At 71.6% G+C, this 21,321-nt stretch carries 17 protein-coding genes; 12 read left to right on the top strand and 5 right to left on the bottom strand.

Annotated features, from left to right (window positions below; translation table 11 throughout):
* Nucleotides 1-369 precede the first annotated feature (369 nt).
* Both ACH35V_RS28685 and ACH35V_RS28680 read right to left on the bottom strand, forming a co-directional pair.
* Nucleotides 370-1,119 carry an alpha/beta hydrolase gene (locus tag ACH35V_RS28685; protein ID WP_395977071.1) on the bottom strand — a complete coding sequence of 250 codons (750 nt, stop codon included), beginning with the start codon at nucleotides 1,117-1,119 and terminating at the stop codon, nucleotides 370-372.
* 208 nt (nucleotides 1,120-1,327) lie between these two features.
* A complete protein-coding gene (locus ACH35V_RS28680) occupies nucleotides 1,328-1,762 on the bottom strand; it encodes a hypothetical protein (RefSeq protein ID WP_395976834.1) in 435 nt (144 codons plus the stop codon).
* A 379-nt stretch (nucleotides 1,763-2,141) separates the two neighbouring features.
* Between ACH35V_RS28680 and ACH35V_RS28675 the strand changes: the two genes are divergently transcribed.
* The 6 genes from ACH35V_RS28675 to ACH35V_RS28650 all read left to right on the top strand — a co-directional run bounded on the left by ACH35V_RS28675 (nucleotide 2,142) and on the right by ACH35V_RS28650 (nucleotide 8,045).
* The gene (locus tag ACH35V_RS28675; RefSeq protein WP_395976832.1) at nucleotides 2,142-2,456 is read left to right on the top strand and encodes a hypothetical protein; all 315 of its coding nucleotides are present in this window, start codon (nucleotides 2,142-2,144) and stop codon (nucleotides 2,454-2,456) included.
* Between the two features lie 41 nt (nucleotides 2,457-2,497).
* Nucleotides 2,498-3,145 (top strand): hypothetical protein, encoded by a 648-nt coding sequence (locus ACH35V_RS28670; protein ID WP_395976830.1) that lies wholly within the window; start codon nucleotides 2,498-2,500, stop codon nucleotides 3,143-3,145.
* A gap of 707 nt (nucleotides 3,146-3,852) precedes the next feature.
* A complete protein-coding gene (locus tag ACH35V_RS28665) occupies nucleotides 3,853-4,773 on the top strand; it encodes an ABC transporter substrate-binding protein (protein ID WP_395976828.1) in 921 nt (306 codons plus the stop codon).
* A 655-nt stretch (nucleotides 4,774-5,428) separates the two neighbouring features.
* A complete protein-coding gene (locus ACH35V_RS28660) occupies nucleotides 5,429-6,487 on the top strand; it encodes a FecCD family ABC transporter permease (protein WP_395976826.1) in 1,059 nt (352 codons plus the stop codon).
* Nucleotides 6,484-7,326: an ABC transporter ATP-binding protein gene (locus ACH35V_RS28655; protein ID WP_395976824.1), complete on the top strand. Its 843-nt coding sequence runs from the start codon at nucleotides 6,484-6,486 to the stop codon at nucleotides 7,324-7,326. Before ACH35V_RS28660 ends, ACH35V_RS28655 begins: the two co-directional genes overlap by 4 nt.
* A gap of 8 nt (nucleotides 7,327-7,334) precedes the next feature.
* A complete protein-coding gene (locus ACH35V_RS28650) occupies nucleotides 7,335-8,045 on the top strand; it encodes an adenosylcobinamide amidohydrolase (RefSeq protein WP_395977069.1) in 711 nt (236 codons plus the stop codon).
* Between the two features lie 107 nt (nucleotides 8,046-8,152).
* Here the strand turns inward: ACH35V_RS28650 and ACH35V_RS28645 are convergent, their stop codons facing one another.
* Nucleotides 8,153-9,394 carry a chromosome segregation ATPase gene (locus ACH35V_RS28645; RefSeq protein WP_395976822.1) on the bottom strand — a complete coding sequence of 414 codons (1,242 nt, stop codon included), beginning with the start codon at nucleotides 9,392-9,394 and terminating at the stop codon, nucleotides 8,153-8,155.
* An 87-nt stretch (nucleotides 9,395-9,481) separates the two neighbouring features.
* Complete coding sequence (locus tag ACH35V_RS28640; RefSeq protein WP_395976820.1) at nucleotides 9,482-11,029, bottom strand: AMP-binding protein; 1,548 nt, start codon at nucleotides 11,027-11,029, stop codon at nucleotides 9,482-9,484.
* Nucleotides 11,030-11,253: 224 nt separating this feature from the next.
* On the opposite strand from ACH35V_RS28640, the gene ACH35V_RS28635 reads away from it, so the two are divergent.
* Together ACH35V_RS28635 and ACH35V_RS28630 are read left to right on the top strand one after the other, a co-directional pair.
* Nucleotides 11,254-13,446, top strand: a complete 2,193-nt coding sequence (locus ACH35V_RS28635; protein WP_395976818.1) for a hypothetical protein — start codon at nucleotides 11,254-11,256, stop codon at nucleotides 13,444-13,446.
* Nucleotides 13,447-13,510: 64 nt separating this feature from the next.
* Entirely contained in the window at nucleotides 13,511-14,869 is a 1,359-nt protein-coding gene (locus ACH35V_RS28630) for an extracellular solute-binding protein (protein ID WP_395976816.1), read from the top strand.
* Between the two features lie 8 nt (nucleotides 14,870-14,877).
* On the opposite strand, the gene ACH35V_RS28625 is transcribed toward ACH35V_RS28630, so the two are convergent.
* On the bottom strand, nucleotides 14,878-15,468 hold the full coding sequence (locus ACH35V_RS28625) for a TetR/AcrR family transcriptional regulator (protein WP_395976814.1): 591 nt from the start codon (nucleotides 15,466-15,468) through the stop codon (nucleotides 14,878-14,880).
* A 78-nt stretch (nucleotides 15,469-15,546) separates the two neighbouring features.
* Between ACH35V_RS28625 and ACH35V_RS28620 the strand changes: the two genes are divergently transcribed.
* The 4 genes from ACH35V_RS28620 to ACH35V_RS28605 are packed head-to-tail and all read left to right on the top strand — an operon-like array spanning nucleotide 15,547 to nucleotide 21,204.
* Nucleotides 15,547-17,160 carry a carboxyl transferase domain-containing protein gene (locus ACH35V_RS28620; protein WP_395976812.1) on the top strand — a complete coding sequence of 538 codons (1,614 nt, stop codon included), beginning with the start codon at nucleotides 15,547-15,549 and terminating at the stop codon, nucleotides 17,158-17,160.
* Nucleotides 17,161-17,168: 8 nt separating this feature from the next.
* Entirely contained in the window at nucleotides 17,169-19,127 is a 1,959-nt protein-coding gene (locus ACH35V_RS28615; protein ID WP_395976810.1) for a biotin carboxylase N-terminal domain-containing protein, read from the top strand.
* A gap of 2 nt (nucleotides 19,128-19,129) precedes the next feature.
* The gene (locus ACH35V_RS28610) at nucleotides 19,130-20,056 is read left to right on the top strand and encodes a hydroxymethylglutaryl-CoA lyase (RefSeq protein ID WP_395976808.1); all 927 of its coding nucleotides are present in this window, start codon (nucleotides 19,130-19,132) and stop codon (nucleotides 20,054-20,056) included.
* Nucleotides 20,056-21,204 (top strand): acyl-CoA dehydrogenase family protein, encoded by a 1,149-nt coding sequence (locus ACH35V_RS28605; RefSeq protein ID WP_395976806.1) that lies wholly within the window; start codon nucleotides 20,056-20,058, stop codon nucleotides 21,202-21,204. Before ACH35V_RS28610 ends, ACH35V_RS28605 begins: the two co-directional genes overlap by 1 nt.
* Nucleotides 21,205-21,321: the final 117 nt, after the last annotated feature.

Raw genomic sequence — 21,321 nt, 5'->3', positions numbered from 1 at the left:
ATTGGCCCAGGTCACCGCCCCGGAGTCGTGATCACAGCACTGCCGGATCGGCTCCGCTGGCAGGGCGCAGCGTGAGCCATCGAACACGTCCAACGCACGGGCGAACCTTCGGGCAGAGCTCAGCACAACGCCAAAAGCTGCAACGCCCACGTCCAAAACCAGCTCTGCAGGCCCATGTTGCTCACCCCCGCCAGCGATGCCCAACCCACCTACGCCGCCATCAGGGAACCCTCGCCCCGCAATCCACTCCGTCCACTCCCCGACCAGCCTCGATAGCTCGAGCACGCCGACGCATGTCCACAACCACGCAAGCCCTGCATGAGTCTCCCCGACCTAGGCCCATGTGCCTTCGGACGAACGCCGAGTCCATCACGCCGTGATAGAAGCTGCGCCCTTTGCCCATTCACCGATGCGCTCGATCAGATCAGGCGTGGCCGCAACTTCCGCATGGCCGAATGCAGGCTCCACCCACAACTCGCGCGGATCGCGCGCCGCGTCGTACAACTGGCGGCCGTGGTCGAGCGGAAGGAACGGGTCCGCGTCTCCATGGACGACCAGCAGCGGAACCGGAGCGATCCGTCCAGCAACCTCATACGGCGCCTCCGGCACCGGATCCCATCCCTTTGGCGCAACTCGGGTGCCACGTGCCAGACGTACCGCCAGCCGTCCAGCACGTCGTTCGATCGCCCAGTGCACACGCCGCATCGGCACCGTCCCGCGGTAGTACCACCGAGCCGGCGCACTGACCGAGACCACTGCGTCCACCCCGCCGTGCAATGCCGCGTGGCGGACGACGACGGCACCTCCCATGGAGAACCCGGCTATGGCGATGCGCCCGTACCCTCTCCGGCGTGCGGCCGCGACCGCCGCGTCGACGTCGAGAACCTCACGGTCGCCGACGGTGGAGTGGCCACCAGATCTGCCATGGCCACGAAAATCCAGGCCGATGACACCACCGTGCCGGTGGAGCGCATTTGCGATCCGCCGGAGCACAGGCTGCCGCCAAGAGCAGGTGAAGCCATGTGCCAGGACGAAGCACAGGTCACCGTCTCCCCGCGTGTGGCCTGCGTCGATCCGGACACCGTCAGCGGTGTAGAGCGTGAGAGGTTCGGGAATCATCACGGGTCCCATGGTCGGCTATCGCCGTCTGCCCCGGCGCGCCCACCCGGTGCCACCGTCCTCGGATCCGGGCCATGGCCACCCTGCGGCCAGGAGAATCGACCGCCACACTCAAGATCACAGCCAGCTTTTCAGAACTCATGGCTCCGACCGGTCGGGGAATTAGCCGCCGGACGATGGAGAGGCATGAATCCCGCCCGGGACATCTTCAGCCCGACGCGGGTCGGCGCCGCTGGACCTCTGGCGACCCGGCGCTCCCCGAGGTCCAGGGCTGCCTATTGCCTTGGGTGTGCCCCGTCGCCCACCGCATCGTAAGCCTCCACCCCACGGTGGAGGCGACATTCCGAACGAACGGCCGCGAGCACAAGAGGCCCAGGTCAAACGTCACCTCCATGCCTGTGATGCAGCAGACAAGGAGCCTGTCCACCTCTGCCTGGAGCTGCATGCTCATGTCGGGCGCGGTGGCGAGGCGAGCCTTGGCCGTTTGCTCGTCGAACTCCCCCACAGCGCGTCGCGGCGTGGGTTTCTCCTCGTCCCTGATACCGGCTGGCCGCTCAAACTCCCGTGCGTCGATTGCGTTCTGCTTGGCGGGCCGTAACACGGCAATTTGCGCCGTGACCGCAGTCAGCTCGGCAAGGAGCATCACCGAAGAAGGGCCTGCGGGCGTTTCAGCTCCGGCGAATTCAACGCGTCCAGAAGACATCTCGGGCCCTGATTGGCCAAGCAGGTGCTGGAGGCGGTCCCGGACGGTAACCCATCGATCACCTCGAATACGACCGGCGTTAGAAGGCCGTTAGGAGCGATGCCACTCCCGCAAGAGGCGCGAGTGCAAGGCCATGAATTTCATCGTGGTTTTGATCGCCTGATCGGGACGGCGGGACGGGAGGGATTTGTCCTAGATTGCGCGGGGTGTCTGAGGGCGGATGCCCTTGGGTGGGCTGAACAGATGGGTTACTGGGTAGATAGTCGAACGTGTCTGGAAGGCTGGTTGATCGACGAGCCGGGGCGTCGGGTTGGCTGGTATGGGCAGCGAAGAACGCGCGCTTCCGCTGAAGGCGCGCGGGAGTCGGCGGACGTCCGGTGTCCGCGGCGGCGAGCTGCCGGACGGTCGCGCGGAGCGCAGGCGAGAGACCGAGGAGTACGCGCGTCAGGCGATGGTCTCCTCGGCGCGAGCGCATGACCGGGCGGCGATTCTGCTGGAGCAGATGGCTGCCGTCGACCCGGAGGAGGCCGAGTTGCATTTGCAGTCGGCGTCCCGGCATCGCAGGTGGGCGGAGAACGACCGGAAACTGGCGGAGCAGTACGCGACCTGGAGCGGGGACCCGGACAGTTTGTGATTATCTGGGCTGCGCGGGACGCCCCTAGCGAAGGACAGCGCATGAACGTCGATCGGCAAACGTTGGAAACAGCCCGTCGTTCGTTGCACGGAGTGGCGGAGCTGGTCCTCGCCGGGCCGCAGTACAGGCAGAGCGGAACGATCCGGCTGAGGATCGTCCGGGGCGGGTTCGGCACCGTCCAAGATCCTGTCCTGCGGGTGGACGGGACGGAGCTCGTGGCGAGTGACCGAGAGATCCCGTTGAACGGCACCACCTGCAGAGAACTCGCGGCGGCGGTGGGCATCGATGCGGGTGGCGCGGAAGACGTCTATAAAAACGGCAGCGGCGTTGGACTGGATGAAATCCTCGGCGTTGACGCACAGGCGGTCCATTACATCGCAGAGTGTTTCGGCCGGGGTCATGAGGCTCTCGCGAGGCTTGCACCGGATTCCATGCCAGTGCTTTGGCCTGAACACTTCGACGTCGGGGTGAGCCTCGACGAGGTCAACTACGGGGTAAGCCTGGGCGACGATTACTTGGACGAGCCATATGCTTACGCCGGGCCGTGGAATGCGCGTCAAGGACCGTTCTGGAACGCCCCGTTCGGAGCTGCGCGACCCATGCGGCAACTGCCCGAGGTCGCCGCCCTATATGACTTCTTCGTCGAAGCCAGGGACCGAGCCGCAGCCGATGACCCGCGTCACCCCTGAACGGCGACTCCGCCCCGTTCACGTCAGCAATGCCTCTCAAGCCGTCCCGGCGATGGACGTGACGGCGGTGCGCGACTGGCGTCCCGTGACCCGGCCAGTTTCCTTGGTGTCCGCTGGTACCTGCGGCCTGTGACATGCGCGCATACCGCGCGGGGATTCAGGCCGAATCGATCGGATTCCAGTCCTTCGCGGGGTCGGCATGTGGGGCGGAGGTGGCCTCTGCGCGCACACGGCGAGTGGGGCGAGCTGAGGTCGGGCGGGTGGCCGGTGATCACGGCCGTACCGAGGGCTCCGTGATCAGCGGCCGCGCGGTGCGGAGGATCATTTCGCGGCCGTGGTCGGGGCTCGACGGGTGGAGGGTGGGCCGGATCATGCGTCAGCGAGACGGGGCATCGCAGTGCGCCTTGCGGGTGCGGCGGCGTCGCTTGGGCTCCATAGCGGGAACGGACGGAGTGCCCACTCGGTCGATACGGGCGGGAAGTGAACTATCCCGCCACGAGCAGGGCAGATCCGGATTCGACGGCTGATAACGTTACGGTGCTGCGCGCCAGGAGCGAAGTCCGGTGTAAACCCGGCGCTGTCCCGCAACTGTGGAGCCCCGAAAGGGCCGAGCCAGGTCGCCTCCTCGCGCGCCGACGATTTTCGACCTCGTGGAAGGGCGATCCGTCATGAGCGGGCCGCGGCTTCCCTGCAGCCAGGAGGCTTCAGTGAGACCCGTACGTTCCCTCGTCGCGGTGGTGGCGCTCGGCGCCGTCACGTTCGCCGGCGCATGCGGCGGCGACGACGGCAACACCAAGGACAGCACGTCGGGCGCGAAGACCGTCACAGTCCAGGCCGGAAACGGCGCGGTGAAAGTCCCGGCCGATCCGAAGCGCATCGTGTCGCTCTCCCCCACGCACACCGAGACCCTGTTCGCGATCGGCGCCGGGCCACAGGTTGTGGCGGTGGACGACTACTCGACCGTCCCGGCGAACGCGCCCCGCACGAAGTTGTCCGGCTTGAAGCCGAACGCCGAGGCGATCATCGCGTACAAGCCCGACCTCGTCGTCCTGTCCGACGATCTGAACGGCATCGTGAAGGCGCTGGAGAAGGTCAAGGTCCCCGTCCTGCTGGAGCCGGCGGCGACCAAGCTGGACGCGGCGTACGACGAGATCAACGACCTCGGGCTGGCGACCGGGCACGCCGAGGAGGCGAAGAAGATCGTCGACGGCATGCGGACCGAGATCCAGAAGACCGTCGCCGCGTCGCCCAAGGGGAAGGGGCTCACCTACTACCACGAGCTCGACAACCAGCTTCACTCCGTGACGTCCAAGACGTTCGTCGGCCAGGTTTACGGGCTGTTCGGCCTCCGCAACATCGCGGACGCGGCGGACAAGGCGAGCGGCGGGTACCCGCAACTGTCCCGCGAATACCTGCTCAAGCAGGACCCGGATCTGATCTTCCTGGCCGACACCAAGTGCTGCGGGCAGAACGCCGGCGTGATCGCGAAGCGGCCCGGCTGGTCGGACCTGGGCGCGGTCAAGAACAAGGGCGTGGTCGAGCTCGACGACGACGTCGCCTCCCGGTGGGGTCCGCGCCTGCCCGAGTTCGTGAAGACGATCGGCGACGCGGTGCAGAAGGTCCAGTGATCACTGCCCCTGCCCCTGCCCTGATGGACGCCCGCCCGTGAGCCCTCAGCGCCGCCGTTCCGCCGGGGACGCCCCAGCCGACCGACATCCGGCCGGGACGTCCCCGGACGTCCGCGCGTACGACAAAGACGCCCCTGCGAGCGATGATGACGTCCTTGCAGGTGACGAGGCCGTCCGCAGAGATGACGAGGACGTCTCGGCGGACGCTGAGGACGGGCTCGCACGCGACGAAGACGTCCGCGGACGCGACGAAGACGTCCGCGCCAACGATGAGGACGTCCCCGCAAGTGACGAAGACGTCCGCCCCAGTGACGAGGGCGTCCCGGCAAGTGACGAGGGCGTCCGTGTGGACGATGAGGACGTCCGCCCAAGCGACGAAGGCGTCCCAGCAGGGGACGAGGATGTCTGCGGACGTGACGAAGACGTCTCGGCGGACGTCGAGGCCGGGAACGAAGACGTCCGCCCGAGTGACGAGGACGTCTGCGGGCGTGGTGAAGACGTCTTGGCTGGTGCTGGGGGCGGGTGTGTCGACGGTGGAGGCGGCTTGGGGGCGGTCGGGGGTGGGGGGTCTGGTGAGCGCGGTGGCGTGACGTCCGCCATGGGCGTCGCGCGTGGGGGTTTGCGTGGGCGGGGCAAGGGTTGGTTCCGGAGCGCGGTGTCGCGGAAGGACGTGCGGGAGGCGGCTGGGCAGGCGCGGTTGCGGGCGGTGCCGCTTGGGGTGGCGGTGGGGCTGCTGGCGGCGACCCTGCTGGCCGGGGTGCTGGTCGGCTCGGCGGGACTGCCCGTCACCGGGGTGCTGAAGGCGCTGGCCGACAGGCTGCCGTTCGTGCACGTCGACTCCGGCCTCGCCGTGATCGATGAGAACGTGCTGTTCGAGCTGCGGGTGCCGAGGGCGTTGATGGCGGCGCTGGTGGGCGGGATGCTCGCGCTGGCGGGCGCCGGGTATCAGGGCGTGTTCCGCAATCCGCTCGCCGATCCGTACCTGCTGGGTGCGGCGGGCGGGGCCGGGGTCGGGGCGACCGTGGTGATCGCGCTGGTGCCGGGCGATCCCGGCTACGGGGTGCCGCTGGCGGCGTTCGTGGGCGCGATCTTCGGGGTGTTCCTGGCGTACGCGCTGGGCAGCACGGCGGGGCGCGGGAACGGGGTGGCGACGCTGGTGCTGGCGGGGGTCGCGGTGTCGTCGTTCCTGGCGGCGGTGCAGACGTTCGTCCAGCAGTTGAAGGCGGAGGAGCTGCAGCGGATCTTCTCGTGGATCCTCGGCGGGGTCGGGACGGCGGACTGGCATCAGCTCGCCCTGATCGCCCCGTACGCGCTGGTGTCGACCCTCGTGCTGCTGGCGCACGGGCGGCTGCTGGACGTGCTGAGCGTCGGCGACGAGGAGGCGGCGGCGCTGGGCCTGTCCGCGGCACGGGTGCGGCTGATCGTGCTGGTCGCGGCGTCGCTGGCGACGGCGTGCGCGGTGGCGGTGAGCGGGTTGATCGGGTTCGTCGGGATCGTGGTGCCGCATGCGGTGCGGCGGCTCGTGGGTGGTTCGTATCGGATCGTCCTGCCGCTGTCGCTGCTCGGCGGCGCGGCGTTCCTGGGGGTCGCGGACCTGGTGGCGCGGACGGTGATCAAGCCCGGCGAGCTTCCACTCGGCGTCGTGACGGCGTTCGTCGGCGGGCCGTTCTTCGTCGCCGTGCTGCGCGCCAGCCGCAGGCAGGTGGACACGTGACCATCGAGATCCGGGGGCTGGACGTGGCGCTCGGCGGGCGGCCGGTGCTGAAGGGCGTGTCGCTGGACGTCCCGGCCGGGTCGTGGACGGCGGTCATCGGGCCGAACGGGGCGGGGAAGTCGACGCTGCTGCGCGCCGTCCTGGGCCTGGTGCCGTCCAAGGGCGGCATCACGCTGGCCGGTTCGGACCTCGCGGCGCTGAAGCCTAGGCAGCGGGCCCGGCTGATCGCCTACGCGCCGCAGAGCCCGAACATTCCGGTCGGGATGACCGTCTTCGACTACACGCTTCTCGGACGTTCCCCGTACATCTCGCATCTCGGGCGGGAAAGCGCCCGCGACCGGGCCATCACGGCGGACGTCCTCGACCGGCTGGATCTCGCCGGGTTCGCGTCCCGTCCGATGGATCAGCTGTCGGGCGGTGAGCGGCAGCGGGCGGTGCTGGCGCGGGCGCTGGCGCAGCAGACGTCGGTGCTGCTGCTGGACGAGCCGACGACCGCCCTGGACATCGGCCACCAGCAGCAGGTGATGGAGCTGGTCGACCAGCTGAGGCTCTCCGACGAGCTGACCGTGGTGACGACGATCCACGACCTGACGCTGGCGGGGCAGTACGCCGACGCCCTGGTCCTCCTCTCGGACGGACGGGTCGCCGCGGCGGGGTCGCCTTCGCGGGTCCTCACCCGCGCCGCCGTCGAGGAGCATTTCGACGCGCGGGTGCACGTCGGCTCCGGCCCCGGCGGCCGGCCGATCCTTTCCCTGGAGCGCCCGCGGGAGCGGTCGCTGGAGCGCCCGCTGGAGCGGCCGCTGGAACGTCCCCTGAAGCGTCCGTCGGAGCGCCCGTGAAGGTCGAGATGGCGTGGCGCGAGGAGGACGGGAAGCGGCTCGCGGCGACGGTGTGGCGGGCCGGCGGCGGGCATCGGATGATCTCGTCCGCGATGCTGGGCGGCGGGATCGGCCCGGCCCGCTGGGTGCTGAACGCGCAGGTCGCGGGCGGTTACTCGCGGACGGACCCGGTCGTCCATCTGGAAGAACTCGCCAGGGCGCACGGCTTGGCCGGCCCGGGCGTCGGCATGCTCACGGCGGCGTCGGTGTCCCGCACCGTGCGGCGGGACGACGAGGGCGTGAGCGTCTCCGCGACGGTCGGGCTCCGCGTCCCGACCTGGGCCGCCGCACCCGCCGGAATCCGCGACCCCGAACTCGCCCCGATGCACCTGGACGGCGCCAAGCCGCCGCTGCGGGCGACCGGCGAGACGTCGCCGTCGTGGACGCCCGGGACCGTCAACATCGTCGTCGCCGTCCCGGTGCCGTTGAGCGACGCGGCGCTGGTGAACGCGGTCGTCACCGCCACCGAGGCCAAGACCCAGGCGCTTCTCGAAGCGGGATATCCGTGCACGGGCACCGCGTCCGACGCCATCTGCGTCGCCGCCACGACCACCGGCGGGGCGCGGGAGCCGTTCGCGGGGCCCCGTTCGGCGTGGGGTTCGAGGATCGCCCGCGCCGTGCACGCCGCCGTCCATGCCGGTGCGCTCGACTACGCCGCCTACCTGGAGGCGCGCCAATAGGTACCGGCCGCCGTACCACCCCGGTGCGATACGGCGGCCGGTTTCAGGGCCAGTGCAGTGTGGGAAGGGCCTCACCTCCTACCTGTACGACGTCCCACCAGCGAAGGTCAGCCAGCGTGGGGCAGGCGATGTCCGTCATGGGTCCTGGGGTCGGTGGCGAGCGGGTCGGCGCCGTTCAGCGACGATCCGTTCACCGGCGGGAGGGGGTGCAGCCCGGTCGGCGGCTCCCGGTCGGCGACGGGGTGAGGAACTCCGCCCAGAGGGGTGCGGTGGCCGTCGGTGACGGCGGTGAGGGCGTCGACGCGGCGGCGCGCGCGGTCGGCTTCGGCGCGGGCGGCGTCGCGTTCGGCGGTGAGGGCCTTCACCGCGGCGCGCAGTTCCTCGGCCGTCCTGGACAGCTGCCAGTTGTGCTGCTCGAACTCCCGCGCCCGCGCCTGGAACTGGTCGCAGTCGGCGACGGCCTGGCCGCGTTTGGCCTCGGCGTCGCGGACGGCGGAGCGCAGGTCCTCGGCCGTGCGCTTGGCGGCGTCCGCCTCGACGCGCTGGCCCTCGGCGAGGGTCTCCGCCTCCGACAGCCGTCCGTGCAGGGTGACCAGTTCCGAGCGCGCGTTCTCCAGTGCGGCGATCAGTTCGCCTTCGCGGGCGCCGACGCGGTCGCGGTCGCGCTCCGCCGCGAGACGGGCGGCGCAGGCGGCATCGGCTTCGTCCTTGGCGTCCTGGCATTCCCGCCTGGCGGCGTCGAGTTCGGCGGTGAGGCGCCCGGCCTCGGCGCGGGCGGACGCGGCGTCCTGCTCGGCGGCGTCCGCGCGGGCGCGGGCGGAGGCCGCCTCCCGCCATGCGGCCTCCGCCTGCTGCTGCGACGCGTCGCGTTCCCGCTGCGCGATCGCGATGTGCCCGGCGGCGTCGGCGCGGGCGTCCGCGATCCGCCGTTCGACGCCGGCGACGCTCAGCTCCGACATCAGCGCGCCCGCGAGCCGGTCGGCGACGCCTTCGAGCCGGTCGACCATCTCCCACGTCCAGGCGACCTGGCCGGTCAGCCCCGGGGACTCCAGCCCGCGTTCGCGGGCGTCGCGCGCGGACCGCTCGCACGCGCCGCCGCCGTCCTGGCAGTAGCGGACGGCGCGGACGCCGGGCGCCGGCTGCGGCCCGGGCCGTCCGCAGCCGGCGCACGGCCAGACCGCGACCGGGTCACCGAGGCGTGTGATCCCGCCGCGGTCGGCACTGGGTGAAGCGGGGGCTGCGATGACTTGGTGGGCGGTGGAGTCGGGGATGACGGGAAGGTCGGTCTTCGTCGGGGCGGCTTCGGTCGGGGCGACGTTGGCGAGCGGGGCGACCTTCAGGTCCTTCATGTGCGGTTGTACGCAGCGGCGCGCGGAGGCGTTCGACGTCCGCGGCGATTACTTCGGGAGCGTTCCGCGCGGCGTCGCGCGGAACGGTCAGTCGGCGAGTTCTCGCAGGTAGGCGTCCCGTACGCGGCGGCGGCTGAGTTTGCCGGACGGGGTGCGCGGCAGCGAGGCGCGGAATTCCACCCGGCGCGGATGCTTCGGTCTCGCCAGCCGCGGCTCGCAGTGCGCCAGGAGGGCCGCGGCAAGGCCCGCGCCCGCGCGGGTCTCGTCCGCCGGCTCGACGAGGGCGACGGCGACCTGGCCCCAGTCGTCGTCGGGGACGCCGATGACGGCCGCGTCGGCGACCCCCGGATGCTGGAGCAGGACGCTCTCGATCTCGGCCGGGTAGACGTTCACGCCGCCGGAGATGATGAGATCGGCGCGGCGGTCGCTCATGTACAGCCAGCCGTCGCCGTCGACGTGGCCGAGGTCGCCGGCCGTGTAGAAGCCGTCGCGCATGGCGGACGCGGTCTTGGCGGGGTCGCCGTGGTACTCGAACCCGGGATGTCCGCTCGCGTAGATCAGGCCGGTCTCCCCGGCCGGCACCTCGCCGCCCTCCGCGTCGAGGATCTTGATCTGGACGCCGTCGACCGGGCGGCCGACCGTCCCAGGACGGGCGAGCCACTCGTCCGGGCCGCTGAGGACGACGGGGCCGCTCTCCGTCGACCCGTAGTACTCGTAGAGGACGGGCCCCCACCAGTCCAGCATCCGGCGTTTGGTCTCCACGGGGACGGGCGCGGCGCTGTGGTACACCCGCCGCAGCGACGACACGTCGTACCGGGCCCTGACGTCGTCCGGCAGGGCGAGCATGCGGTGGAACATCGTCGGGACCATGAACGCGTTGGTGACGCCGTGCCGCTGGATCAGCTGGAGGGTGTGCTCCGGCCGGAACCGCGGCGCGACCACGACGGCGTGCCCGAGGTGGAGCGCCATCAGCGCGTGGACGCAGGGCGCCGAATGGTAGAGCGGGCCGACGGCGAGATGGACCTCGTCGCCGGGCTCCAGGCCCAGGTGCCGCGCCAGCGTCCGCCGCAGGACGCCGGCCACCGCCTCCGGCGCGATGTCCAGTAGCGGCCGCCGGACTCCCTTCGGGCGTCCCGTGGTCCCGGACGTGTACAGCATGATCGAACCCGTCCGGCGCTTGCCCGGCGGCTCGGCGCTGCCCGACACGCACAGCCCGGCCATCGAGCGGTAGCCGTCCGCGGGGCCCGCGCTCACGCGCCCCTCCGCGGGGACGCCCGCCTCGTCCGCCGCGCCCGACACCGCGTCGGCGAACGCGCTTTCCGTCACGACGGCCTTGGCGCCGCAGTCGGCGAGGACGTAGCCGATCTCGGGCCTGGTCGAGTGGCGGCTCACGGGCACGAGATAGAGCCCGGACTGCAACGCGGCGAGCATGACCGTCAGGAACTCGGGCCGGTTGCCGAGCACGGTCGCCAGCGCGTCCCCGGGACGCAACCCGAGATCGTTCAGCGCGTTCGACAGCCGGTTCACTTCGGAGTGCAAACCGCCGTACGAAATCGGCACGCCGGGAGCCAGCACGGCGGGACGGTCCGGGTCTTGCTGTGCGATCTCGTAGAAGCCGACGCCCTCGACGCCCATGCGGAACTCCTTTGTCCGGGTCAGAAGCGGGATGACCTTCATGTCCATCTGACCTATGCCGCAGTGACCAAGTCAAGATTGTGGACGGTCCACAAACGCCTTCCAGGGTGTATCGGCCGGTCCGAGTCAGCGGTTTTCCTGACCGTTCACGGTCCCGGCAAATACCATGCGGAGTCAGAATCGGGGGAATGGACGAGCCGGACCGACACGCCGATGGGGCCTGCATGAGCGAAACGGGCAGCGGCGACGCCACGCCATCGGGCCGCCCGGGCGACGGCGAGAACTCCGGGGGCGAGGAGAACAGCCCTTCCAACGCCGGGAAGGCCGGGAAGGCCGAGAAAGCCGATCCATGGCCGCCCACAGTGATTCTCGGCGCCTGCTCCGGCGTGATCGCCACCGTCGTGATGAAGCACGTGTACGCGGTCGCCTGGCTCGGCACGCTCGTCACCGCCGCCGTCGCGGTCGCCCTCCTCCTGCTCCTGTGGCTCACCTTCCGGCGGCGGATCAGGGACGTCCTCGCACCCGTCGTCACCAGGCTGTCGACGAGCGCGGTCACGGCGCTCACGGCGATCGCGTGGGGCGCGGCCGCGGCGGCGGTGACGGCGCTGATCCTGCTGACCGCGGTCGGCGTCTACGGGCTGCGGGAGCACACCAGCTCGTGCGGGCAGCCGCTGGAGCTGCGGGTGCTGAGCCCGCCCGAGATGCTCACCCCGCTGCGCGCCGCCGCGGCCGAGTTCGCGAACGACAGCGAGGACCGCGGCTGCCGGAAGTACAGCGTCACCGTCGTCCCCGAGGCGGGGCCGGTCCCGCTGTACGACGGGTTCAGGCTGCTCTGGCGGCGCAGCAAACACGCCGACCCGCAGCACGCCGAGGGCGAGCAGCTGCACGGCCCGCAGCCCGACATCTGGATCCCGTCGTCGACGGCGGAGTACGACTTCGTCACCGAAGGCCCCGGCCAGGTCCCCTCCCTGAAGGCCGGCGGCGGCATTGCCCGGGGAGGCTCCGCCGTCAACGGCTCCATCCCCAACCGCGCGGCCGATCCGAAGTTCCGGCCGCGCGGCACGCTCGGGACGTCGCCGCTCGTGCTGGCGCTGTTCACCAGGGCGCACGAGTCCGTCGCCGACCCGATCGCGGCGCCGCTCGCGACGAGGACGTCCGAGGTGCTGAACCGGATCAAGGAAGGGGACGTGCGGCTGCGCGGCATCGCCCGTCCCGTCCCCGAGACGTCGTCGGCCGCGCTGGCGGTGACGCCCGCGCTCTACGACGCGCTCCCCGGCGGCGACGCGAAGGACGAGCGTTTCGCCGAACCCGCCGGCCTCGTCGCCCCGGACGCGGTGTCGCTGCTGTGCCAGTTCCGTGAGCGCGCCGCCGCGCAGGACTCCGAGCCGCCGGACGACCTGGCGGTCGCCGTCCCCGAGCAGGTGCTGCACGACTACGACATGGGACGCCCGCTCGGCGACCGGTGCGGGGCCGTCGACCCGAACGCCGCCCCGTACGCGAAATGGCGCCTGCACCCGTACTACGCGACGGACCTGCCGACGCTCGACCACCCGTTCGTCCAGGTGCGGTGGCGCGGCCAGGACACCGAGGAGCGGGACGCGGCGGTCACCGAGTTCCGCCGCTGGCTGGACCGCAACCCGCTCACCCGGCAGGGCTTCCGGGACGATCGCGGCACGATCCCGCCCGTGCTCGAAGGCGACACCCGGCATTTCTACCTGTCGCGGCTCCAGCGGACCGTGGGCGACCGCGTCATGCCGACCCACGTCGCGTTGACGCCCGCGAACGGCGTGCAGAAGACGCTCGACCGCATCGGCGCGGCCCGTCCGAGGGTTTCGGTGTCGCTGATGCTGGACGTGTCCGCGTCGATGGGCGGCGCGGCCCAGGCGAGCGAGGGCTCGCGCCTCGCCCACGGCACGTCGTTCCTGCGGAGCCTGGTGTCGCAGCTGCAGAGCAACGACCGCGTCGGCCTCCAGGTGTCGTCGCAGTCCGCGTCGCCGAACAGCACGAGGACGTTCGGGAACGTCCCCCTGGGCACCGCGTCGCTCGACCACAAGAACTCGATCACGAGCCGGCTGCAGGCGGTCGCGTCCGGCGGCGGCGACCAGCCGCTCGGCGACGCGATCGCGGCGGCCGGCCTCGGCACGGGCCGTCCGAACCTCATCCTCGTCACCGACGGGCAGAGCCCGCGGAGGAATCCGCGACTCGCCGCACGCGCGCGGTGGCTGGCCGGGGAGTTCCGTGAAAGGCATCCCGACCTGCGGCTGACCGTCGTGCTGACCGGCCCGGCGACGTGCCGGTCCTCGCCCGTCAAGGAGATCGTGGCGACGCTCCACCCGCCGGACGGGGCCGGCTGCGTGACGCTCACCGGCGCGTCCGAGGTTGAGCAGGCCGCCGAACTCCTGTCCGACCTGAGATGACCGGGGAGCGCAGATGACCGGGGAGCGCAGATGACGGGGAAGCGCAGATGACCGGGGAGCGCCGATGAAGTTCCTGCCGGGCGACCGGACGGCCTGGATCAGCGCCGCGTCCGGCGCCGCGCTGATGCTGGCCGCGGGCCTCGCCGTCCTCTTCTGGCCGGACGAGTCGTATCCCGCGATGAAGGCCGACTGCAACCGCGAGGAACTGTTCGTCGCGGGCGGGACGGACGTCAGCCTGAAGAACCAGCGCCGCGCGCTCATCCGGAAATGGAACGAGGAACGCTACGCGGACGGACGCCCGCATCCGCACGCCACGCTCGTCGAGGTGTCGGACTCCACCGACCTGCAGCACAGCCAGATCAAGGCGGTGCAGGAGTCGGGGAGCTGCGCCTACGACGTCCTGATCATGGACAACACGTGGACGGCCCAGTTCGCCGAGGGCGGGTACCTGCGTCCGCTCGACGACATCGGCGGCCTCGGCGACTTCTTCCCCGCCGCGCTGCGGACGGGCGAACGCGACGGGAAGCAGTACGCCGTCCCGTTCAACGTGGACGTCGGGCTCCTCTACTTCCACGAGGGCCGGACCCCGCCGACCGAGTGGTCCCGGCTGCTGAGCTCCGGCATCGCGCTGCAGCTCGCCGACTACGACGGCCTGACCGTGAACGCGCTGGAGGCGGTGTGGAACGACGACGGCGAGGGGCTGCTCACCGGCGACGACCGTCCGAGCGTGGAGGAGTTGCGCACCAAGGTGTATCCGGCACTTGAGCGGCTCACCTCGCCGGTGCGCGGACCGCTGGCCCCGTCGCGGCAGTTCGACGAGCCGAAGAGCATCGAGGCGTTCGCGTCGGGGACGGGGCTGATGCGCAACTGGCCGTACGCGTTCTCGTCGCTCGCGACCGAGCCGCGCATGCGGGCGCCGGACGGCGGCCGGCTGCGGTTCGGCGTGCGGGCGCTGCCGGGACGCACCGTCCTCGGCGGGCAGAACCTCGCCGTGTCGGCGAAGTCCCCCAACCCCGACGCCGCCGCCGACCTCGTCGAGTTCCTCAGCGGAACCGACAGCCAGCGGCTCCTGTTCTCCTGCGGCGGGTTCGCGCCCGGACGGTACTCCGCGCTCGGGCTCACCCCGGAACGCCGCTCGCCCGCCCACGTGAACGTGCAGACGTGCTGGGCGCTCACCGATGAGCCTCCGCCCGCTCCCGGCGAGACGGAACTGCCCGATCACGCGCAGCTCACCCAGCTCGGGCAGGCCGTGATCACCGCGCTCGCACGGGCCGAGCCGCGTCCGGTGACGCCGCACTACAGCACGTTCAGCAGCACGTTCCGCGGCTGCGTCCAGAAGATCTTCGACCAGAAGGGGACGGACGCCGAGTCCTTCGCCCGTGCCGTGAACCGCTCCCTCGACGGCCAGGCCGCGTCCTGCTAGCGCGGGCGTCAGCCCGCGTTTTCGAGGGCGGCGCGGGCCATGGTGTGGAGGAGAGTGCACATCGCGGCGCGGTCGAGGCCGGCGGCGCTGCGCGGGGTCGAGTTGAGGAGGCCGAACGCGGCGTGGACGGCGGCGCGCGTCCGGTCGCCGGGCAGGGCCGGGTTCAGGCGGCGCAGGACGGCGACCCATTCCTCCACGTAGGCGCGCTGGAGCCGGCGGACGCGATGCCGCTGCGGCTCGGGCACGTTGTCCAACTCCCGCTCGTGGACGGTGATCAGCGCCGGGTTGTCCAGCGCGAACGCGATGTGCCAGCGGAGCAGCGCGTCCAGGGCCCGTCCCGGATCGGGGTCGGCGGCGCGCCGGACGCCCTCGGCCAAGAGGCGCTCGCTGATGTCGAGGAGCATCTCCGCGAGCACGGCCTCCTTGCCGCGGAAATGCCGGTAGAGGGCGGGCCCGGTGAGGCCGACGGCCCGTCCGAGGTCGCCGATGGACGCCCCGTGGTAGCCGCGCCGCGCGAACAGCTCGGCCGCGGCGGCGAGGATCTCGGCCCGGCGCGGGTTCGGCGGCAGGGCCGGCTCCGCGGCGGGGTGGGACGTCATGCGCGCCAGTCTAGACTAGAGTTGTTAACGCCCATTAACATCGGCGTTGTTAACGGTCGTTAACAGGAGGGGACGGGCATGAGCGGACCCGAGATCGGCTCCCGCGCGGACGTCTCGGCCGAGGCGTTCAAGGCGAACGCCGCGCACAACGAGGCCCTGTCCGCCGAGCTGCGCGACCGCGTCGACCGGGCCGGGCGCGGCGGCCCCGAGCGGACCCGCGAGCGGCACGTCGGGCGCGGCAAGCTGCTCCCCCGCGACCGGGTCGACACGCTCCTCGACCCCGGCTCGGCGTTCCTGGAGCTGTCCCCGCTGGCCGCGAACGGCATGTACGACGACGAGGCGCCCGGCGCCGGCATCATCACCGGGATCGGACGCGTCTCCGGCCGCGAATGCGTGATCGTCGCCAACGACGCCACCGTCAAGGGCGGCACCTACTACCCGGTCACGGTGAAGAAGCACCTGCGGGCGCAGGAGGTGGCGCTGCACAACCGCCTCCCCTGCATCTACCTGGTCGACTCCGGCGGCGCGTTCCTCCCCCGGCAGGACGACGTGTTCCCCGACCGCGAGCACTTCGGCCGCATCTTCTACAACCAGGCCACCATGTCCGGCCTCGGAATCCCGCAGATCGCGGCGGTGCTGGGGTCGTGCACGGCGGGCGGGGCGTACGTCCCCGCGATGAGCGACGAGGCCGTCATCGTCCGCGGCCAGGGGACGATCTTCCTGGGCGGCCCGCCGCTGGTGAAGGCCGCGACCGGCGAGGTCGTGACGGCGGAGGAGCTGGGCGGCGGCGAGCTGCACTCCCGGACGTCCGGCGTCACCGACCATCTCGCCGACGACGACGCGGACGCGCTGCGGATCGTCCGCGACATCGTGTCCACGCTCGGGCCGCGCGAGCCGCGCCCGTGGGACGTCGCGGCGCCCGAGGAGCCGGCGGCCGACCCGGCGGAGCTGTACGGGGTCGTCCCGCCCGACCCGCGCACCCCCTACGACGTGCGGGAGGTCATCGCCCGCGTCGTGGACGGCAGCCGCTTCCAGGAGTTCAAGAAGGAGTACGGCGCGACGCTCGTCACCGGTTTCGCGCGCATCCACGGGCATCCGGTCGGGATCGTCGCGAACAACGGGATCCTGTTCAGCGAATCGGCGCAGAAGGGCGCGCATTTCATCGAATTGTGCGACCGGCGCAGCGTCCCGCTCGTGTTCCTGCAGAACATCACCGGATTCATGGTCGGCCGCGAATACGAGGCGGGCGGCATCGCCAAGCACGGCGCGAAAATGGTCACGGCGGTGGCGTGCGCGCGCGTCCCGAAGTTCACCGTCGTCATCGGCGGGTCGTTCGGCGCGGGCAACTACGCGATGTGCGGCCGGGCGTACTCGCCGCGCTTCCTGTGGATGTGGCCGAACGCCCGCATCTCCGTCATGGGCGGAGAGCAGGCCGCGAGCGTCCTCGCGACCGTCCGCCGCGACCAGCTGGAGGCGCGCGGCGAGGAGTGGCCCGCCGGGGACGAGGAGGCGTTCAAGGCGCCGATCCGCGAGCAGTATGAGGCACAGGGCAACCCGTACTACTCGACGGCCCGGCTCTGGGACGACGGGGTGATCGACCCGGCCGACACCCGGCGCGTGCTGGGCCTCGGGCTGTCGGCCGCCGCGAACGCACCGCTGGAGCCGGTCGGCTACGGCGTCTTCCGGATGTGAGGGTGTTGATGTTCGACAGCGTCCTGGTCGCCAACCGCGGGGAGATCGCCGTCCGCGTGTTCCGCACGCTGCGGCGGCTCGGCGTCCGTTCGGTGGCCGTCCACACCGACGCCGACGCGCGTGCCCGGCATGTGCGGGAGGCGGACGAGGCGCTCCGCGTCCCGTCGTACCTCGACGTCGAGGCGGTGATCGCGGCGGCGCGGGCGGCGGGGGCGGGCGCCGTCCATCCGGGGTACGGGTTCCTCGCCGAGAACACCGCGTTCGCGCGCGCGTGCGGCGAGGCGGGGCTGGTGTTCATCGGCCCGCCCGCCGAGGCGATCGAGGCGATGGGCGACAAGATCCGCGCGAAGCGGACGGTCGCGGCGGCGGGCGTGCCCGTCGTGCCGGGACGGGACGAACCCGGCCTCTCCGACGCCGAGCTGAAGGCCGCGGCCCTGGAGGTCGGGCTGCCGGTGCTGATCAAGCCGTCCGCCGGGGGCGGCGGCAAGGGCATGCGGCTCGTCCGGGACGCGGCCGACCTGCCGGACGCCATCGCCTCCGCCCGCCGCGAGGCGCGCGGCTCGTTCGGCGACGACACGCTGCTGGCCGAGCGGTTCGTCGAGAACCCGCGGCACATCGAGATCCAGGTCTTCGCCGACGCCCACGGGAACGCCGTCCACCTGGGCGAGCGCGAGTGCAGCCTGCAGCGCCGCCACCAGAAGATCATCGAGGAGGCGCCGTCGCCGCTGCTGGACGCCGCAGCCCGCGACCGGATGGGCGCCGCCGCCGTCGCCGCCGCGCAGGCCGTCGGCTACGTGGGCGCCGGGACGGTCGAGTACATCGTCTCCGCCGACCGCCCCGACGAGTTCTTCTTCATGGAGATGAACACCCGCTTGCAGGTCGAGCACCCCGTGACCGAGTTCGTCACGGGCCTCGACCTGGTCGAGCTCCAGCTCCGCGTCGCGTCCGGCCGCCCGCTGCCGTTCACCCAGGACGACGTGACGCTCGACGGCCATTCGATCGAGGCCCGCATCTACGCCGAAGATCCTTCGCGCGGTTTCCTCCCGACCGGCGGACGCGTCCTCACCCTGTCCGAGCCGGAGTACGCCCGCGTCGACTCGGGGCTCGACGTCGGGACGGAGGTCGGCGGGGCGTACGACCCGATGCTCGCCAAGGTGATCGTCCACGGCACCGACCGGGCCGAGGCGCTGCACCGCCTCGACCGGGCGCTGGCCTCGTACACGCTGCTCGGCGTCCCGACAAACGTCGCGTTCCTGCGGCGCCTGCTCGCGCATCCGTCCGTCGTGTCGGGCGATCTCGACACGGGCCTGGTCGAGCGGTCCCTGGACGAGCTGACCGCGGACGCGTCCGTCCCGGCGGACGTGCTGGCCGCCGCCGCGCTGGAGCGGATGCTGGCCCTCGAAGGCTCGGGCGACGACCCGTGGGACGTCCCGGACGGCTGGCGTCCCGGCGCGCACGCCTGGACGCCGTGGATCATCACCCCGTCCGGCGGCGAGCCGGTGGAGGTCCGGGTCCAGGGGCGGGCCGCGTCCGCACGCGTCGCCATCGGCGGCGACCCGCCGGTCACGGCGTCGCTGACCAGGCCGTTCACCCTCACCTACGCTGGAAGGACGACCTCGTTCGAGGCCGCCCGCGACGGGCGCACGCTGTGGCTCGGACGCGCCGGAAGCGCCTGGGCGCTGGCGGAGCACGTCCGCGCCGAGGGCGGCGCGGACGCGGCGGCGGCGGGCGACGGGGTGCTGCGCAGCCCGATGCCGGGGACGGTCCTCGCCGTCAAGGCGGCCGAGGGCGACCGGGTCGCGGAGGGGCAGCCGCTCGTGGTCGTCGAGGCGATGAAGATGGAGCACACCGTCACCGCGCCGCTCTCCGGGGTCGTGGCGAAACTGCCGGTCCGCGCGGGCGCGCAGGTCGCGCTCGACGCCGTCCTGGCCGTGATCGAGCATGACGCCGTTATCGAGGAGGCATGACGATGCGGGTTCCTCTCTCCGGTCTTCCCCGCGAGGTCACGATCTACGAGGTCGGGCCGCGGGACGGGCTGCAGAACGAGAAGGCGGTCGTCCCCGTGGACGTCAAGTCCGAGTTCGTGACGCGGCTGGCGGACGCGGGCCTGCGCACGATCGAGACGACCAGCTTCGTCCACCCGAAATGGGTGCCGCAGCTCGCCGACGCCGAAGAGCTGCTCGACGTCCTCCCCCGCTCCCCGGAGCTGCGCTATCCCGTCCTCGTCCCGAACGAGCGGGGGCTCGACCGGGCGCTCGCCAACGGCGTCACCGAGATCGCGATCTTCGGCAGCGCCACCGAGACGTTCTCGCAGCGCAACCTGAACCGCACCGTGGACGAGTCGCTCGCGATGTTCGCCCCGGTCGTCGGGCGCGCCCGCGCGGAAGGGCTGTGGGTGCGGGCGTACGTGTCGATGGCGTGCGGCGACCCGTGGGAGGGGGACGTGCCGATCGAGCAGGTCGTGTCCGTCGCGTCCCGGATGATGGACCTCGGCTGCTCCCAGCTCAGCCTCGGCGACACCATCGGCGTCGGGACGCCGGGCCAGGTCACCGCGCTGATCGAGGCGCTCGGGGCGGCGGGGATCGGCACGGAGCGGCTCGCCGTCCACTTCCACGACACCTACGGGCAGGCGCTCGCCAACACGCTCGCCGCGCTCCAGGCCGGGGTCACGGTCGTGGACGCGTCCGCCGGCGGTCTCGGCGGCTGCCCGTTCGCGGGGAGCGCCACCGGCAACCTGCCCACCGAGGACCTCGTCTGGATGCTGCACGGGCTCGGCATCGAGACGGGCGTCGACCTCGACAGTCTTGTCGCGACCAGCCGCTGGCTGGCGAGCCGTCTCGGCCGCCCCAGCCCGTCGCGCGTCGTCCAGGCCCTCTCACCCGCAACGGAGACATGATGATCGACTTCACGCTCACCGAGGAGCAGGAAGAGCTGCGGAGCACGGTCGAGCGGTTCGCCCGCGAGACGGTCGCGCCGGTGATCGGGGACCTGTACGAGCGCGGCGAGTTCCCGTACGAGATCGTCGCCGCGATGGGCAAGATGGGCCTGTTCGGGCTGCCGTTCCCAGAGGAGCACGGCGGGATGGGCGGCGACTACTTCGCCCTCTGCCTGGCCCTTGAGGAACTGGCGCGGGTGGACTCGTCCGTCGCGATCACGCTGGAGGCCGGGGTGTCGCTGGGCGCGATGCCGATCTACCGGTTCGGGTCGGCGGAGCAGAAGGAGCGGTGGCTGCCGCGGCTCACCTCCGGCGAGCGGCTGGCGGGCTTCGGCCTCACCGAGCCGGGCGGCGGGTCGGACGTGCCCGGCGGGATGCGCACCACCGCCCGGCTGGACGGCGACTCGTGGGTGATCAACGGGTCGAAGGCGTTCATCACCAACTCCGGCACCGACATCACCGCGTTCGTGACCGTCACGGCGTTCACCGGCGACGGCGAGATCTCCACGATCATCGTCCCGAACGGGACGCCCGGGTTCACGGTCGGGCGCAAGTACTCGAAGGTCGGCTGGTCGGCGTCCGACACCCGCGAGCTGTCGTTCGACGACGTGCGCGTCCCGGCGGAGAACCTCGTCGGGGAGCGCGGGCGCGGCTACGCGCAGTTCCTCCGCATCCTGGACGAGGGCCGCATCGCGATCGCCGCGCTGTCGGTCGGCCTCGCCCAGGGCTGCGTGGACGAATGCCTCCGCTACGTGCGGGAACGCGAGGCGTTCGGCAAGGAGATCGGCCGCTACCAGGCGATCCAGTTCAAGATCGCCGACATGGAGCTGCGCGCCCACACCTCCCGGCTGGCCTACTACGCCGCCGCCGCGAGGCTGCTGGCGGGCGAGCCGTTCAAGAAGGAGGCCGCGATCGCCAAGCTGGTCGCGTCCAACGCCGCGATGGACAACGCGCGGGACGCCACGCAGATCTTCGGCGGGTACGGTTTCATGAACGAGTACGCGGTCGGCCGCTTCTACCGGGACGCGAAGATCCTGGAGGTGGGCGAGGGGACGTCCGAGGTGCAGCGCATGCTGATCGCCCGCGCGCTCGGCCTCCCGCCGTCCTGACCCGCGGGCTTTTGCCGTCCTGACGAGAATTCGCCTCGCCAGTGGGATTCCCTTTACTGCAATGTGCCGTCAACCCCGACAAAACGTGATCCAAAGGGTGAGCGGCCTCATTAGTAT

Source organism: Actinomadura sp. 1N219, assembly GCF_044326405.1.
Classification (GTDB): Bacteria; Actinomycetota; Actinomycetes; order Streptosporangiales; family Streptosporangiaceae; genus Spirillospora.
This window is presented reverse-complemented; position numbering and strand designations above follow the sequence as displayed.

Bases quoted from the DNA above. Each gene is read 5' to 3' on its own strand.
- ACH35V_RS28685 (WP_395977071.1), bottom strand. From the start codon at position 1,119: ATGATTCCCGAACCTCTCACGCTCTACACCGCTGACGGTGTCCGGATC.
- ACH35V_RS28680 (WP_395976834.1), bottom strand. From the start codon at position 1,762: ATGCTCCTTGCCGAGCTGACTGCGGTCACGGCGCAAATTGCCGTGTTA.
- ACH35V_RS28675 (WP_395976832.1), top strand. From the start codon at position 2,142: ATGGGCAGCGAAGAACGCGCGCTTCCGCTGAAGGCGCGCGGGAGTCGG.
- ACH35V_RS28670 (WP_395976830.1), top strand. From the start codon at position 2,498: ATGAACGTCGATCGGCAAACGTTGGAAACAGCCCGTCGTTCGTTGCAC.
- ACH35V_RS28650 (WP_395977069.1), top strand. From the start codon at position 7,335: ATGGCGTGGCGCGAGGAGGACGGGAAGCGGCTCGCGGCGACGGTGTGG.
- ACH35V_RS28645 (WP_395976822.1), bottom strand. From the start codon at position 9,394: ATGAAGGACCTGAAGGTCGCCCCGCTCGCCAACGTCGCCCCGACCGAA.
- ACH35V_RS28640 (WP_395976820.1), bottom strand. From the start codon at position 11,029: ATGGGCGTCGAGGGCGTCGGCTTCTACGAGATCGCACAGCAAGACCCG.
- ACH35V_RS28635 (WP_395976818.1), top strand. From the start codon at position 11,254: ATGAGCGAAACGGGCAGCGGCGACGCCACGCCATCGGGCCGCCCGGGC.
- ACH35V_RS28630 (WP_395976816.1), top strand. From the start codon at position 13,511: ATGAAGTTCCTGCCGGGCGACCGGACGGCCTGGATCAGCGCCGCGTCC.
- ACH35V_RS28625 (WP_395976814.1), bottom strand. From the start codon at position 15,468: ATGACGTCCCACCCCGCCGCGGAGCCGGCCCTGCCGCCGAACCCGCGC.
- ACH35V_RS28620 (WP_395976812.1), top strand. From the start codon at position 15,547: ATGAGCGGACCCGAGATCGGCTCCCGCGCGGACGTCTCGGCCGAGGCG.
- ACH35V_RS28615 (WP_395976810.1), top strand. From the start codon at position 17,169: ATGTTCGACAGCGTCCTGGTCGCCAACCGCGGGGAGATCGCCGTCCGC.
- ACH35V_RS28610 (WP_395976808.1), top strand. From the start codon at position 19,130: ATGCGGGTTCCTCTCTCCGGTCTTCCCCGCGAGGTCACGATCTACGAG.
- ACH35V_RS28605 (WP_395976806.1), top strand. From the start codon at position 20,056: ATGATCGACTTCACGCTCACCGAGGAGCAGGAAGAGCTGCGGAGCACG.